Source organism: Sphingobacterium sp. 18053 (assembly GCF_902706145.1).
Taxonomy (GTDB): domain Bacteria; phylum Bacteroidota; class Bacteroidia; order Sphingobacteriales; family Sphingobacteriaceae; genus Sphingobacterium; species Sphingobacterium paramultivorum.
Window position 1 is genome coordinate 188,279 of record NZ_CACSJW010000002.1, and the last position, 15,793, is coordinate 204,071.

Here is a 15,793-nt window from a genome sequence, read left to right on the forward strand (position 1 = left end):
GAGCTATACTTACGTAACAAAAAAATCTCTGTTGTGCGGCAATAGTATGATCCATAAACAACACTTTAAATTAAAAAAAGAAGGAAATTGAAACACGACTTGAAACAGGTTTCTAGAAAAAATAAAAGCTCGAAGTGGGGAACTCCGAGCTTTACCTAACCAATTATTAACCTAAATTATGAAAAGTTCTTTATATATTATTTTTAATATCTTTCGTTTCTTTTGATATATCAAAGGTACTACAGATCTGCTTTCATGTCAAGAAATTTAACAGCATTTAACGTTGTTAAAATTATGTTAAAACAATTTAGCACGATTCAATATCGTCCCGAGTTGTAAAAAACATGCATATACAACGATAGCAGCTCAAAAGGTGGACTCAACATGGACCAACTATGCTTTCACTCTACTTACAGGCCGAAGTTGGTAATAGATATCCATCAGTTGGTCGGAAGATAATTTAGCGCTTTTATTCGCATAAGTGCGGGCTGAGTATCAAAAAAAAGAAATAAATTTGTGAGAAGATCCGACATCAATTGGTATCTTATTTAGTTAGACGATTAATAGCATATGAAAATAGCTTTAGCACAATTGAATTACCATATCGGTAATTTTGAAGCAAATACTAAAAAAATAATTAGCGCGATCCAACAGGCCAAAGAAGCAACAGCCGATCTTATTATTTTTGCCGAACTCGCGATTGGTGGTTATCCTGCCAAGGATCTTTTGCGAAGTAAGGCCTTTAAACATCAATGTGATGAAGCTATTCATCAAATCGCTGCTCATTGTCAGGATATCGCCTGTATCATCGGAGCACCCGTCAAAAATAGTGATCCTGAGGGCAAAGAGCTTTATAATACCGCTGTATTTATTGAGCATGGGGCAGTCCGAAACATTGTTAAAAAAGGCCTTTTGCCCGATTATGATGTATTTGATGAATATCGTTATTTTGAGCCCAGCAGACGTTTTGATTGTATCGAGTTGAACGGCGTAAAAATTGCCTTAACCATATGTGAAGATTTGTGGGATGATGACGAAGGGGGCAATTCTTATGTTGGTGACCCCATGGCAGAGCTGAGAAAAGAAAATCCAGACCTCCTCATCAACATTGCGGCATCCCCTTTTTCCTATACCCATTTTGATGAACGGATCAAGGTTCTCAGCCAACAGGTAACAAAGTCTGGCAGACCGCTAATTTATGTCAATCAAATTGGCGCTCACATGGATATTATCTTTGACGGCCGCTCAATCGCCCTGAATAATGAAGGAACAAAAATTGCTGAACTAAAAAGCTTTGAAGAAGATCTTCAATTTGTCACCTATTATCAACAAAATATCACCTCCACCACAGCTTCTTCGAAAGAGTCTATAGCTGAGATGGCTCTTATACATGATGCATTGATCCTCGGGCTACGTGATTATTTTCAAAAATCTGGTTTCAAGAAGGCGGTTTTAGGTCTGTCCGGTGGGCTAGATTCGGCCTTAGTTGCTGCTTTGGCCTGCGAGGCTCTGGGTGCCGATAATGTATTAGCTATTCTGATGCCATCGGTTTACTCTTCCGACCATTCGATAAAAGATGCGATGGATCTCGTCAACAATACCGGTTGCAAACATTATATTGTTCCGATCAAAGATATCGCCAATGCCTTCGAACATAGTTTAGCTCCCCTTTTTGAAGGGCTGCAGCCAGATACGACTGAAGAGAATATTCAAGCGCGCGCACGTGCGGTAATTCTGATGGCTGCTTCCAATAAATTCGGCAATATTTTACTCAATACATCCAACAAAAGTGAGGCTGCTGTAGGATATGGTACACTCTATGGTGATATGGCAGGTTCCATCTCTGTAATCGGTGATGTTTATAAATCCAAAGCCTACGATTTAGCACGCTATATCAATCGAGAAAGGGAGATCATTCCAGTCAATACCATTGAAAAAGCGCCTTCTGCGGAACTTCGACCAGATCAAAAAGATTCGGACTCTCTACCGGAATACGATCTATTGGATCAAATCCTCTTTGAACTTATCGAAAATGAGAAAGCGGGATCTGAGGTTGTAGCAATGGGCTTTGAAAAATCGTTAGTAGAAAGGGTATGTAAATTGGTCAATAATGCGGAATTCAAACGTTTTCAAGCTCCGCCTATCCTGCGTATTAGTCCAAAAGCTTTTGGTCCAGGAAGGCAGATTCCGTTGGTGGCAAAATATCCCTATTAATTTTACAATTCGGATTAAACCATATTTATAGTTTTTTGTCTAAAGTAATAGATTGTAAAATCAAAAAGGATGGTAGCATCCCGGACGGTAAAAAAACAATTGCCATGAAGACCGTCAACTGTACTATTTTTACAATTGAAAGGTATGCGGATAAAGAATAAGAACAAATTAGTTAAATAAATATAAGTTCCATATAGGCCATGAACCATCATGAGTGTGGTTGTCCAATGCGGCGACAAAAAACTCATGGTAGATTCATCACAGTTGATAAATAAATTACTACGATGAAAAAGATTCTATTATTTTTGGTGCTTTGCGTTGCACTCGCATCATGTTCGTCTTATCAATACAATACCACTCGGGTAGAAAAGATGGATTTCACTCCTTTCAAGACGTATGCTTGGTTACCTCCGGTAGACTCGCTTTCGAAGTCTTATTTTGACAACGATATCGCCAAAGCCAATATTTTGGATGCCGCGAATACTGCGTTGGAGGCAAAGGGCCTACAATATTCTAAAGATAATCCTGATTTACTATTTCGGTATATTACCATTGTCAACAATAAAAGCCGTTTGGTCTATGGTGGCGGCGGTTATTACGGCTGGGGTGGCCCCTGGGGCTGGTACCGCCCATGGTTTTCACCATATTACTATGGCGGCGGTTATTACCCAGTTGCAAAAGAACGCTATCGTTATGGCCATTTGATTATCGAAGCCATCGATCGTAAAACAAACGCAGTGATCTGGCAGGCACGTGGTTCTGGCGATGTTGACAATCCAGAAAAAGCAATTAATAACATCAGCAAGGTTGCAAAAGGTGTTATTGACTTGTTCCCTGTAAAAACAATAAAGAAATAAACGAAGTTTTCAAAAGCAACATACACAAGCAAAAGGCTGATTTATTTAAGTAGATCAGCCTTTTGCTTTTTCTATTAGCCTGTTCCTCGAGTAAAAGAATCGTCTTTTCCATTCACTACCGCCCGCTCGCCTGCGGAAACATAAAGAACTAATCCGCTTCATGATCATCTGTACCTTGACATAGGAGCGCATTAGAATTAAACAGAAGGTCTTAGTTTTAAGTAGAAAGGCACTTCAACCCGATCTTTAGATTTATTGATAATCAACTCAGCAGCCATTCTTCCCATCATTTCAAAGTCAGTTGATATTGTTGTAATACCATTCAGGATAAACTTTTTCAATGGAGTTTCATTATAGGATATGATACCAACATCTTTTCCTATAATGAGTTTTTTCTGAATAACCTTGTTCAACAATTTTACCAGATCATCTTCGATAATATTGATGTAACATGTTCCTTTCGCTACTTTCTCTTCATCAATATCGGATACGAGCTCGTGTTCAAATGCATATTGCTGGCAAAACTTATAAAACCCCTTGATAATGGCTTTTGGAAAATCACTATAATCAGGAAATACAAGTTTTAAGTTTTTGTACTTACTCAACACTTCATTAGCTTCCTCCAATGCGGAATAAATATCATGTTCGTAATTTTCATAGACTGCAGGAAAATCTCCGGGCACATCTTCGATGAATTTACCCAATAACATGAGTTTCTCTGCCGGAATCTTACGGATGATATCTGGCGCTTTGTCCCTTCCCTCTTTAAAATGGGGGAATAGAACATAGTGGTCATATGTTTTCGTTAAGCTTCCCAACAATGTATTCAGATACGATAGATCTGAATTGTATACAAATAGATCCAGGTTGGCATAATCACTCAGCTCTTTTGCAAAGGAATCGTATACTATTTTTTTATGGGCACTTAGTTTGTTTAGAAAGAGTGCTATCTTAAGTTTGGACTCGACATCCGTTTTGTTTACATAATACCCCTTTCCAGGGTTAGATGCTATAATTTCATTTTTCTTAAGATAACGGTACGCTTTTTCGACAGTGTCACGTGATATTTCCAAATATGCACTCAGCTCATTAATAGAAGGGAGCATATCATCTCTGACCAATGTCTCATTTTTAACAGCATCGATAATCGTATTTGCCAATTGCAAATACTTAGGTGTGGCAGAAAAATCGCTAATTTCTAAAGTTTTTAAAAATTGATTTACGGAATTGGTCATTGTTAGATTTTATTAATTATAAAATTAACGATTTGTTTATAAATATTTTAAAAAAACACTTAAAACTCGCTTTTCAAAACTCAGCCTCTATGCATCTCATAATAAAAGGACCTGTCGCCTTAGCATCATTTTCACGGATTCGTTCTCCAACGTAATAAGCTATATTGGTTATTACAATACTATAAAATGTGTCCGATTTCATCATCCTGCACTGTATGTTATTTTTCAATGGACAGTTCAATTTAATGTTCCTCTTCTGTGTAGGATGAAGGTGTATATTTAAATATTGCACAAATACTGATTACGTTGCTTAAAGAACAATTCTGCATATTAGTCAGCAACAAGCATCTGAATAACAAAGGCGCAATTCAAATTGAAATGCGCCTTTGTTTTTATTTCATGTTTTCAATCAACTCATCAAATCCAACATTACATAGAGCTTTCTACAAGTTTATATATTTCAGTTCCAGCCAGGAGGAAGCAACCAAGCCCATAATCTTCAAAATCTGAAACTTTATCAACAGTAACAGGCTGGCCATCTTTGGGCTCTTTTCCTGTCGATTGCACATATCCCAAAAATCCGTTCGGTTGCAGTGATTCTTTAGAAATTGCGTTCCATCCCTTTTCTACCCAAAAGCAATAGTAATATTATTTTCTTCATCATATTAGGGCATTTTTTTAAATCCTTCTTTTTTTATAACCCATGAGCCATCTTTTGGGAACCCTGGTAAATCACTGTTGGAAGCGTCCCACCCTTCAAGCATCATCGCTACGGTCGTGAGCACCCCACCATTGCCTGGTAAATAGATCCGCAGGCGTCCATCTTGATAATTATGTCCATTTTTGAGATAGGTATTGGTTTGGACATTCATAAATAATGCATCCAGCGCTTTATTGGGAAGATTCAGACGAGCAGCATTCATCGCCGTCATGGGAAAATCCCAGCCCCAAGTCTTTTCCCAATGCCATTTCTCCCAAACGACATCCAGTGTGTTTTTCATCACCGCTTTATTTAGCTTCGGTGATTCAGGAACCATCCCTAATGCACCGAGTACCCCGGGATGGTCCGTCATCCAACGATCGTACGTATAAGAATCGGGAGCAGTTTCAGTGGCCAAGTAGACGTTGTCCTTACTTGGTAAGGGGGCCAGTTTTTCAATAACTTGATCCCATTTGGTCACTCTTGGTTCTCCCAGACGCTCCTTCCATTGTTGCGCTATGCGAAGTGCCCAATCCCAATAGGCGACCTCATACGTCGGGTTCATCGTCTCGGAAGCCTTGAAAACTTCTTGTGCAGGAATAACTCCCTTGCCTACATTATAACGACCCGTTGCCTGATCATAATGTGCAAAGTCGGCCATGAAATCAGCTGTGGCAAATACGAGATCCTTATATTTTTTTAAGACAGCGAGATCCTTTTTGTCCCGATAGGCCAATTCGGTCATATAGATAATATGTGGCTGTTGCCAAACTAAAAATGCAGCTACAGATGAGGGGCTTTCATTCCCTTCGTTATCGGACATTTTGATCCATCTAACCCCTTGATAGCCCTGTCGTTTTGCGAGTTCTCTCGCTTTTTCAAAGGTTCTAAAATAATAATCCAATGTTTTTTCCATAATTTCAGGACGTCCCCATAATGCAAAATGCACAGCATGCCACCAATGCATTTCCGTATGTGGCTTTCCATACCAACTATTAAAAGTAAGACCTGTTTCTTGGGGTGGATTACTTCCTCCGCATTGTACTTTTGTCAGATATTGAGAGAGTACAACTCTTCGTTCCAACTCATTGGCTCTTGGATCTGTGCTACCTGCAAAGTCAACCGCAGCACCACTTTCCCAAAAATGCTTCCAGGACCTTGCACTTTCACCTGCTGCATCCATATACTGGATCCTCTTCTTATCAAAGTTGTTTGTGGGCGCAAATGCAAATGAAAAATCAAACTCTTTGACCTCAGGAGCTGGTTGGTACACAAAATAGTGTGAAGCCGTATTTTTTAAAGTTCCCTGTGAGTAATCCAATTGTGTAAAGTAACTGGCTCCCTGCAACTGATGATTTATCACTGCAACATTTGCAGATTGAGCTACGATCGTTGTTTTATGATCATTCACCTGATCATAGTTGGTACCTTCATCCAAAAATTTTCCGCTTGGGTAAGGATAGTGTACAAATATTTTCAGCCTTTGCTGTGCAATCAATGGCGAAGCGATATGTACTGCAACGCGGTCACAGCTTTGATACGATGTGGTTTTTACAGAAACAGGTTCTCCTTCAATTTGAAATTCACTTGTGATAATACCCGTCCAAAGGTTCAGCTCCTGTCGAATAGCCTGGATATGCTGTGCAGTTGCCCGTTGCCCGTTTTTCAAATAAAGTTCCAAGCCCACATTACCCAATTGCAGACGGTGTTTATTTTCCCTAAAATAGTTTACAGCTTCTGCATTGCGTTCCGGTTCTTTCAATTGGATACTATATTGCGCGTTCCGCCCTTCGTTGTTAAAGTCGTAGGATTTTAATGTTTCTTCGAATTTATAGTTCTTTGTATTGGGGAAGGAATCCCATCCCCACTCTGACTGTGTTCCCAAGGAAACCCCATTTTTATAATAAATGGGAAAAGACTGCATTCCTGTAGCATCGACCGTATAGGCAAAGGTACCATTACCGACTGTGAGCGAAGCTAATGTATCCATGGTATGATTGGAGACATTGTGCCTTTTAACGACATTTTCCCGATTAATTTTGGTTCCTTGTTGAGCTAGGACCAACATAGGACCTAGAACACTTACAAGGAAAGTGAAAATAATACTAAACTTCTTTTTCATCTATATTGGATTTTTATGCATACTATATTCGTGTTCAAGATTCTTCCGGAAATTCCGGAGTACATTCTCAACTTATCTATCGCATTAAAGTGAGACCTATCAGACCGATGACCGCATCGTTTGCTACGGCGATAAGCTCTACTGATTGAAGTTTCTTTTTATTGTTTAGAGGCAAATCCAATAATGAAGCTGCTCCGCCATCAATAGCACGATTGCTATACCCCTTGATATCGGTATAACGACTCCAGGTTCCGCCCTTATAAAGCTCTCCAGACTTCAGACTGATTCGGTAAGGAATTCGTTCATCGGGGAGTTCAAAAGCGTGATTATCATCGAGGTAATCCTGTTCGATAGGCCACCAGTTGATAGGGTTGATGAGATCTAGCGTATCAAAAGTTCCATCAGTATAATTGACCTTAATCTTGGCGTTGATAAGCTGGGATTGCATCGGATTTGTAGAACCAGCCACCAAGAGGTACATTTTGCTGGCCTGGCCTGCTAAAGGTATTTTGACGCTTTTTGGATAATTATCCCACTGACTGACAAAGACCACATTTTTGGAGTCATTTTTTAGTTGAAACGGAATACCTAGGTATATTAGATCCCCTTGCTTGCCTTTTTTCATGATTCCCCTGTCGTCAATATTTGCCGTCGTCAATGGATAACACCAATTGCCTATTCCCTGCCAAGGCAGCTGCAAGGTTGGCCCTTCCGGTCTTGGCGAAAGATATTTCTGTTGGAAGATATCCGTCAAACGTGCATTGTAATAACTCGATAAATTTTCCGCTAAAAAATCAGGTTTATCATCGATATTCCAATCGATATAATCTACTGTTTGGCGATAAGTTCCCACAACCAGATTAACGCTATTTGTTCCCTTTGAAAAGATATTGATGGGAAGTTCCAATTTCTTTATTTCTCCTGATCTCAAGCTGAAGGCTGTTTGAAAATCCTGATGATCAATTGCCAGTTGTTGTGGCTGAGCAGAACGGTTTTCTACAACTAGATCATAACTAACCTGTTTTTTTACAATAGTTGCTTTTAATGGCGGCAATAATCGAATATCAACTGCCTGCCACCAAACCATAGCTCCCTGTTGAAGCTTCACGAAAAAGGTTCCTACCCGCTCATGCTGGACAAAAGAAAATTTGTGACCGGCTTTCTTTTGGATAATTCCTTGAGGATCGTAGCTTTCCAACAATTGGGTGTTAGCAGGTAAGGGAAAAGCCCATTGATCGGTGAATACTTGCTCCACATTTTTGGTATCCATCTTTTCGAGTTTACCATATCCCATTATCGTGATGTCGAAATTCCGCTCAGCTTCAGATTCAACAACAATACATGCCCCATTTATAGCGGAAGATTTTAATGACCACTTGACTTCTTTTCCATTGACTTTAACAGCACTCACCTGGGTAAAATCTACGGGAACTTCCAAAGCAAGTTTTACGGGCATCGCATAACGCGTGTTAATCTGAAATGTAATAGCAGTTTTAGTTTTCTTGTACGTATAACTCCATTCCGGCATTTCAATCTGTGCAAAATTCCATGTCGATGGGAAACCAGGTTTAATAAACAATTGTTTGCCTAGTAGATGTGGATGCACGCCAAATAATCCTTCGACTAATGTACGAGATGCTACACCAATTGGGTCGGCAAAATCACGGTATAATTCGCCTCTAAATGCATCATAGTGGGAAAGCTGCTGAAAGTTGGCGGGACTGATCCCATGATACATACTTTCCATGAGGTTACTTTTCCAGAGCTGATAGGCATCATCCGCCCGACCAGATTGCCAATAGGCCAATGCTGTCTGTAGATTCTCTGCCAAAGCAACATTATTGACCGACCAAGTGTAAGGCTGCCATGTCGTCGTCGGCAATGTATACAGGTCATGCTGTTCCTGTCCTTTGACATGAATAGGAATCTTTGGCAAATAATTAGTTACATATTGGAGATTTTGGTAGCTTTCAAAATCATCTAGAATAGCAGCGTCTGCGGCATGATAAATGGTCCACAAACCAGCATTTTCGTGTATAAGCTGATTGCCAAGCGCATCCTGGAACTCGGCAAAATGACCTTTCTTTTGCAGCCAAAGTCGATCTTTTAGCGCTTTTTGAATCTTATTTGCTTCTTGTTGGTAGGGCGTCGCATCCTCACCTATTACCTTTGCGAGTTTGGCCATCATTTGATTGGCACGGTACATATAGGCGGTTGTGTGCGTGACCGCGCCACCGGAATATTGTAAACCATCACTTGCCCAGATTGCACAATACGCATCGTATAAGCCATCATTGTCTCGATCGAAATTTCGCTTTTCCCAGTTGAGATGCCGAGTCAGCGTTGGCCACATCTCTTTGATATAAGCAATATCTCCCGTATAATTAAAATGTGACAACAATTGATCGATAAATACCAAGTTCATATCGTAGTGATGGGGTACCGTGTTATTATTTGGATTCCGAGAAATGTAGCCGCTTGAAAACATAGAAGTACCCATTTTTTCCAAATGTCGAGCTAAGTGCAAAGTTGTATCCATCACCACCCGTCCAGCAGCGGGTTCTCTAACCTGCGAATTCGCATAACTCGAAAAATGTTCTTTCGCTCTGTCATGCCATCCCAATACATCTGCGGTGTAAGCTCCCCGCCAGGCATTCAAACGCATACGCCATGCCACAGCTCCATGCAAGAAAGTAGGCGATTCCCAAATTCCATCAGCGGCTGCCGAAAGCGCTGCCCCCAAATTATTAATGTATCGATCCGGTGTGTTTATTTTAACCCGACTAGCCAACGAAACCCTTTTCTGATCCGCTAGCTCATAAATCTTTTCTAATGAGCCTTCAGAAAATTCCGCAGCAGAACGCTTCCCTTTAGCGATTTGAATATAACTTGATTTTTTAGTCAGCATAAATTCCCCGACAAGGATAGGACTACCCTTATTCTCCGTTTTGGTCAGATTAGCGAGATCATCCAAAACGGTAGCATCTGACATCCGCAGTCCTGAGAGTCCTGAAAAACTACCCTGAATAAATTGGGGCTCATTTTTCTTATTTTGATACTTAAGTCCAAAACTATTTTTTTCCAGTGTATATTGATTGTGTTCACAATATGCAGGAAGAAGATAAAACCCCGATTCTGGATCCGCGCCTATGTCGCCATTTCTACTGAATGTTTTTCCGCTAGCTCCCCCATAGACAGCGTAAAGATGTGCATCGGGTTTAATATTCGTCGCCTGTAATTTTACGATCATCCCTTCGGCATCGGCCTGCGCCATCACAACGATATCGATATAACCATTTCCAAGTAAAGCATCTTTGATGCGATAATACATCGCTCCGGGTCGATATCTTGTCTCAATATGATCAGCATCAATCATTTTTTTTCGCTGCTGTTTATTGCTGAGGACAAATTGTAAGTTCCCTGCCATCCCCGGCATGTACAGCGCAAATTCAGGTAAATCGCCTGCTTCTACACGGGATGCCAGGTTATTACCATAAAGAGCGCGATTAAATCGATATCGCCCATTCACCAGTAAGAAATCTCCCTTATCCTCGGTATAATGCAGTACACGGTCGTTATCTTTCCAATGTTTTGACTGGGCAACAGCTATCTCCAGGACAGCCCCAACTAGCAAACCGCAAAAAATCAAATACTTTCGTATCATATCAATAATTATTTCATGAATTAGCTGTTTGCAGTTTTTTTTAATGACCGTTAGCTACTTCTTAGTTACTGGAGTTTATACTTTCCATCGATTTATACGTTATGTTAATCGAAAGATTTGATTTCTTTTCCATTGACAATGACATTCTTGAGCGAGACATTCTTGAGGTAATCAACTTTAAACGTTTCTTTTACACCATCAATCTTACAATTAACCATCGTAAAATCGGTTATAGGTGAAGATTCGTACGCCGTGGAGAGCACGGCATACTTTCCGCCACCTTTAACATGGAGGTTTTCGACCCAGATATTGCGAATCGTTGGAATATATTTTCCGGGTTTTTCATAAAACATATTAAATCGTACAGCCGCTTCCTTATATTGCCCCACTTCCGTGTTATAAAAAAAAACGTTCTCAATGATCCCACCTCGGCTGGAACTGGTTTTTATCCGTAGAGCCCGATCCAAATTTGGACTGTCCATGACATTGTTGAGCGCATAGATATTTCTGGCTCCGCCTGCAATTTCGCTACCGATAACGACGCCGCCATGACCATCTTTCATTTCACAATTTTCGATGATATGATTCTCCGCAAGTCGACCAATATTGCGGCCATCTTCATCTCGTCCCGATTTAATAGCAATACAGTCATCCCCGGTATCAAAATAACAATTTCTGATCCATACATTTTTACTTGCTTCAGGATCGCAGCCATCATTATTAGGTCCATGACTTACCACTTTCACACCTTCAATCAATACATTTTCACATAGGACAGGATTAAGATTCCACATCGGAGAATTAATCAGCTTGACCTCAGCAATCCAGACATTTTTGCATAAATAAGGCTGAACAAAATTGGGGCGAAGAAAATTGCCGTCGCCAAATACTCTTTTATGCGGATCCATCTCTTCAGCCATCTGCTGATGCAAAATTGCCCGGGCAGGCTTTTGTTCTCCAGGGCGGCCTTCGTGCCATCCATATTTTCGGGCACCACACCAATACCACCAATGATCATTATCGGCATTTCCATCCAACAATCCTTTTCCTGTGATGGCAATGTTCTCTTCTTTGTACGCATAGATGAAAGGAGAAAAATTGATGCATTCCATGCCCTCCCAACGTGTGAATACCATCGGATAATCAGCACTATCACGACTAAAGAGTACGGTTGCCCCTTCGCTGACATGAAGGTTGACGTTGCTTTTCAAATAGATTGCACCGGTCAGATAGACTCCCTTTGGGACTATTACACGTCCTCCACCCTGCCTATTGCACGTTTCAATTGCTTTTCTAAAGGCTACAGTATTTTTTGTCCTGCCATCTCCAATAGCACCGAAATCAGCGATGGAATAATCTTTCTTTTTAAATGTAGGAGCAACAATAATCTTTTTAAGCTGTTCAATTTCCTTTAAGGGTTGCTTTGCACTGGTCCAGGTTATTTGTTGCCCTTGACTTGCTACGCATGCAAAAATTGCGAGGAGCATACTAAAAATCTGTTTCATTGGCTTATAATTGTTTCTGGTTATACTTGTTATATCAGCTGTCAAATTCCGCTCACTTGTATCGATCTTCAACATACAGAAGCAAAACTTTGCAGTTATTTTCTCGAATTAAACACGATTATCGCAGACTCTTCACACGATCTCAAATACAAAGGCTGTCGAAGTTTCTGCTATTCCGCCTTGGGTGGCTCCAAAAAGGAAACGCGGTTTATCCGTTATTTTATCCATCAGGATCATAGGTCTTTCAAGCCTGCCAAAGCGCTTCAAGTTGGCTGGTGGGGGCGGTTCCTGAATATAGGTCGATAAACCTAGATAAGCCACTTGCGGTTCAGACCATTTAACGCCATCTGATGATTTTAAGATCAATCCATCTTCGTGATTGTAAAACCCCATATCCCTTGCTAATAAACAATACTGTTCATCCTGTTTCCATACGAAAGCATCTTCAAGCTGTGCATTAAGCGGGCGATCAGAAAAATCAATTACCGGATGCTCTGATACTTTAACATATGGTCCCAAGGGATGTTCAGCTTTGGCCAATCCATACTTTCGATTTCCTCTGACAGGACCTTTATCCCGCAGATATTCAGCAGTATTCCAAGATTTATAATACAACCAAAATTTACCATCGTTACCTTTTAGAAATGCTGGATTTGTGGTACAATGATCATCCCATGCCCCCTCCACGCCAGGCAATAAGATTGGATTATCCTGCCGTTTCCATGGTCCATCCAGGTTTTTCGCCGTTGCTACACCTATCCTTTTGGTATCTGTCTTTCCGTTGGAATTTCCCATATAAAAAAGATAATACGTATCCGCTATCTTTTTTATCAGTGGATTATGACAGGTTGTACTATCCCAAAATCCTTCCCGAGGTTGTATAACAACATCCTTATGTTGGAATGTTCCATAGGGAGAATCAGCAACTGCGTGCGCTATCTCGGAACCTTTGATCCAGCCTCCCATCCCTTTTTCCTTTCGCCAACGTGAATAAAAAAGATGAACCTTACCATCGTCGCCCCAAATCGGAGATGAGCACCAAATAAAGTAATCTACCAATTGTAAGGATCTTCCAATCGGTTTCAATTTGAAATAAGGAGACTCCAATATACCCTTTTTAGCTGCCGTATCTAAAGGTAACACCATCATCGCCCACAAAAATGCATTTGATTTTAAGAAGATTCTTCTATCCATGTGAACATTTCCCTTCCGTTGATCTATAATTTGGTTTATTCCGATTCCCAATGTAATGAGAATCAAACCGAAAGATACCAAAACCAGCAATATTCCCTATCCTGCGCTATCCTGCAATCGCTTACATTTTGATAAAAAAAACCTACCCATTCCATTCAGAACAGGTAGGTCAGGTTCACGTTTATTACCATCAAAAATTAATAGCCTGGATTTTGCATAGCCTGTTTTTCTGCAGGCGTCAATGCGGCACCGCTTTCATTGGTTGTTGCATCCAAGAAAGATTGCGGAATAGGTCGATAGTAATGTGTATTTGGACTAAAGACTGTATTCCCGCGTACATAACCATCATTAAAGGCTTTCCATCTCGCTTCCAATGTTTTGGTGCGCGCCAAATCTTCCCATCTGTAAAGTTCACCGCACAATTCACGTGTGCGTTCATTCAACAAAAATGCCATCATTTTCTGTGCATTGCTTGTTGCGCCCAATTTCTCGTAGATTGGCGCATCAACTGCTGAACTATAAATGTCAGCGACAGAATTGATCAACATCTGTGTTTCGGAAGAGGCCGTAGTTTTCGCAATATCATTATTGGATTCGTAGTATGAGTTTCCTTCCCAATAGATTGCTCCTTCCGCAGAAAAGCCACCGCCCTTTCCAACAGCATAGGAATTATTCTTGTAGGCTTGTCCGCCGTCGATATTCTTCGCTCGGTCTTCACCATTTTTATAGCCAGCACGACTGCGCAATTTATTGATCCACTGGATTGCATTCGCGTACTGACCTTCACCTTTACGGATATAGGCTTCGGCTACCATTAAGACATCCTCCGCCGAGCGTGCCATAACAACATCTCGCGTACCATTGGCAGACGCTATACTAACCCGATAGCCATCTCTGAACTTCGAAAGCGCCACATAACGTGATTGAACACCAAAGTATCCGTTATTTCCATGTTGACCCACCCAAGCTTGAGGTTCTCCCTGAAAGTAACGTACAAAAGTATGCGGATTCTGCATCACGCCATTTTTAAGAACTCCTGTTGCATCACTGGCCACTGCTTTGTAGCGTGTATCGCCAGCGTTGTTCACAATGTATTTAATACCCAGCTCTCCACCTTTAAATCGCTTCGTTCCAACAACAGTTCCTTCAGGCCCAAGCGATGCATTAGCTGCAGTCCAGACAGGGGCATTAGCGGTATTATTGGCACCATACATCGTAATAAAGGATTTCCAGAAACGTGAATCATTCACCCTGTCAAATACATCCAGCGTATAATTTGTGGTACGTGCATAAGAGAATTCACGGTCGCCGGAGATATCGCGGCTTGTTCCTCCTAAATCTTGATAAACAGCAGGGTAGTAAAGATGGATCTGATTTCCATAACGTCCCCAGGTTGCCTGATCGTCCGAAAACTGTGCCGACAGAACAACCTCCGAGACTTTTTCGTTAGCACTATTGGCCTTTTGATAATCCCATAGTTTTACGTAATCATCTACCAGGGGATGTGCCGCCACGACCTCCGTTCCATATTTGATGACAGCATCTAAGTCTTCTGCGGTATATTTTGAATTCCAAGAGGCATATAGCTCGCTCGATCGAGTCAATCGTGCTTTAGCAATGTAGTGTGCTGCAGCTGATTTTGTTACACGCCCAAATTCTGTCGCCGAAGCCGGCAACAACGTATAAGCCTGCTCAAGATCCGCTATGGCCTGTGCAAAACAGGCATCCTCTGAGGCTCTTGTAAAATAGGATTCAACCTTTTCGGTCGGGGTCAATTTCAGGGGGACACCACCAAACTGTACAATCAGCTGTAAGTAGAAATATCCCCGCATAAAGTATCCCTCGCCAAGACGTGTATTATAATTGGCATTGGATTTATCATAATATAAGGGTACGTTTTGAATCAGGGTATTGGCCGATTCGATACCGCTATACATATTATCAAACACCGGCTGAATATTTCCACCACCATAAGTTGATTCAGCAGGATTAAGATCCATACTATAACTATTAAAGCTTGGGGAAGCATTATTTGCATCCGTAAACTCATCTACACCTAGATTGAACAGGGCCATCCCCCAGGTATAATTATATTTAAATTTCAATTTGGAGTAAACACCTGTTGCTAAATCATCTAGCCCTGCCTGAGTTTTAAAATAGTCTGTATCCGGTATGGTAATCTGCTCCTCTTTCAAAAAGTCTTTACTACAGGCGTTCAATACTAATAATCCTGCCGCACCTAACATTGAAGCAACTAATATTTTATAATTTTTCATGAGAGTCAATTTTTTAAATCCTTTTG

At 40.8% G+C, this 15,793-nt stretch carries 8 protein-coding genes and 1 pseudogene; 2 read left to right on the top strand and 7 right to left on the bottom strand.

Annotation, left to right across the window (positions count from 1 at the left end; genetic code table 11):
• Positions 1–570: 570 nt before the first annotated feature.
• Positions 571–2,214, top strand: coding sequence for an NAD+ synthase (locus tag GVK91_RS04915; RefSeq protein WP_159727283.1), 1,644 nt, complete (start codon positions 571–573; stop codon positions 2,212–2,214).
• A gap of 284 nt (positions 2,215–2,498) precedes the next feature.
• On the top strand, positions 2,499–3,071 hold the full coding sequence (locus GVK91_RS04920) for a DUF4136 domain-containing protein (RefSeq protein WP_153844222.1): 573 nt from the start codon (positions 2,499–2,501) through the stop codon (positions 3,069–3,071).
• Positions 3,072–3,268: 197 nt separating this feature from the next.
• Here the strand turns inward: GVK91_RS04920 and GVK91_RS04925 are convergent, their stop codons facing one another.
• From GVK91_RS04925 to GVK91_RS04955, 7 genes and pseudogenes are all read right to left on the bottom strand, one after another.
• On the bottom strand, positions 3,269–4,306 hold the full coding sequence (locus GVK91_RS04925; RefSeq protein WP_159727285.1) for a GntR family transcriptional regulator: 1,038 nt from the start codon (positions 4,304–4,306) through the stop codon (positions 3,269–3,271).
• A 429-nt stretch (positions 4,307–4,735) separates the two neighbouring features.
• Positions 4,736–4,924: pseudogene (locus tag GVK91_RS04930) on the bottom strand (glycoside hydrolase family 88 protein); the annotation flags it as partial.
• A gap of 47 nt (positions 4,925–4,971) precedes the next feature.
• Complete coding sequence (locus GVK91_RS04935; RefSeq protein ID WP_159727287.1) at positions 4,972–7,128, bottom strand: hypothetical protein; 2,157 nt, start codon at positions 7,126–7,128, stop codon at positions 4,972–4,974.
• 76 nt (positions 7,129–7,204) lie between these two features.
• Positions 7,205–10,792: a DUF4450 domain-containing protein gene (locus tag GVK91_RS04940; protein ID WP_159727289.1), complete on the bottom strand. Its 3,588-nt coding sequence runs from the start codon at positions 10,790–10,792 to the stop codon at positions 7,205–7,207.
• 104 nt (positions 10,793–10,896) lie between these two features.
• Positions 10,897–12,297: a glycoside hydrolase family 28 protein gene (locus GVK91_RS04945; protein WP_159727291.1), complete on the bottom strand. Its 1,401-nt coding sequence runs from the start codon at positions 12,295–12,297 to the stop codon at positions 10,897–10,899.
• Between the two features lie 132 nt (positions 12,298–12,429).
• Positions 12,430–13,491, bottom strand: a complete 1,062-nt coding sequence (locus GVK91_RS04950; protein WP_159727293.1) for a glycoside hydrolase family protein — start codon at positions 13,489–13,491, stop codon at positions 12,430–12,432.
• Between the two features lie 197 nt (positions 13,492–13,688).
• Positions 13,689–15,767: a RagB/SusD family nutrient uptake outer membrane protein gene (locus GVK91_RS04955; RefSeq protein ID WP_159727295.1), complete on the bottom strand. Its 2,079-nt coding sequence runs from the start codon at positions 15,765–15,767 to the stop codon at positions 13,689–13,691.
• Positions 15,768–15,793 lie beyond the last annotated feature (26 nt).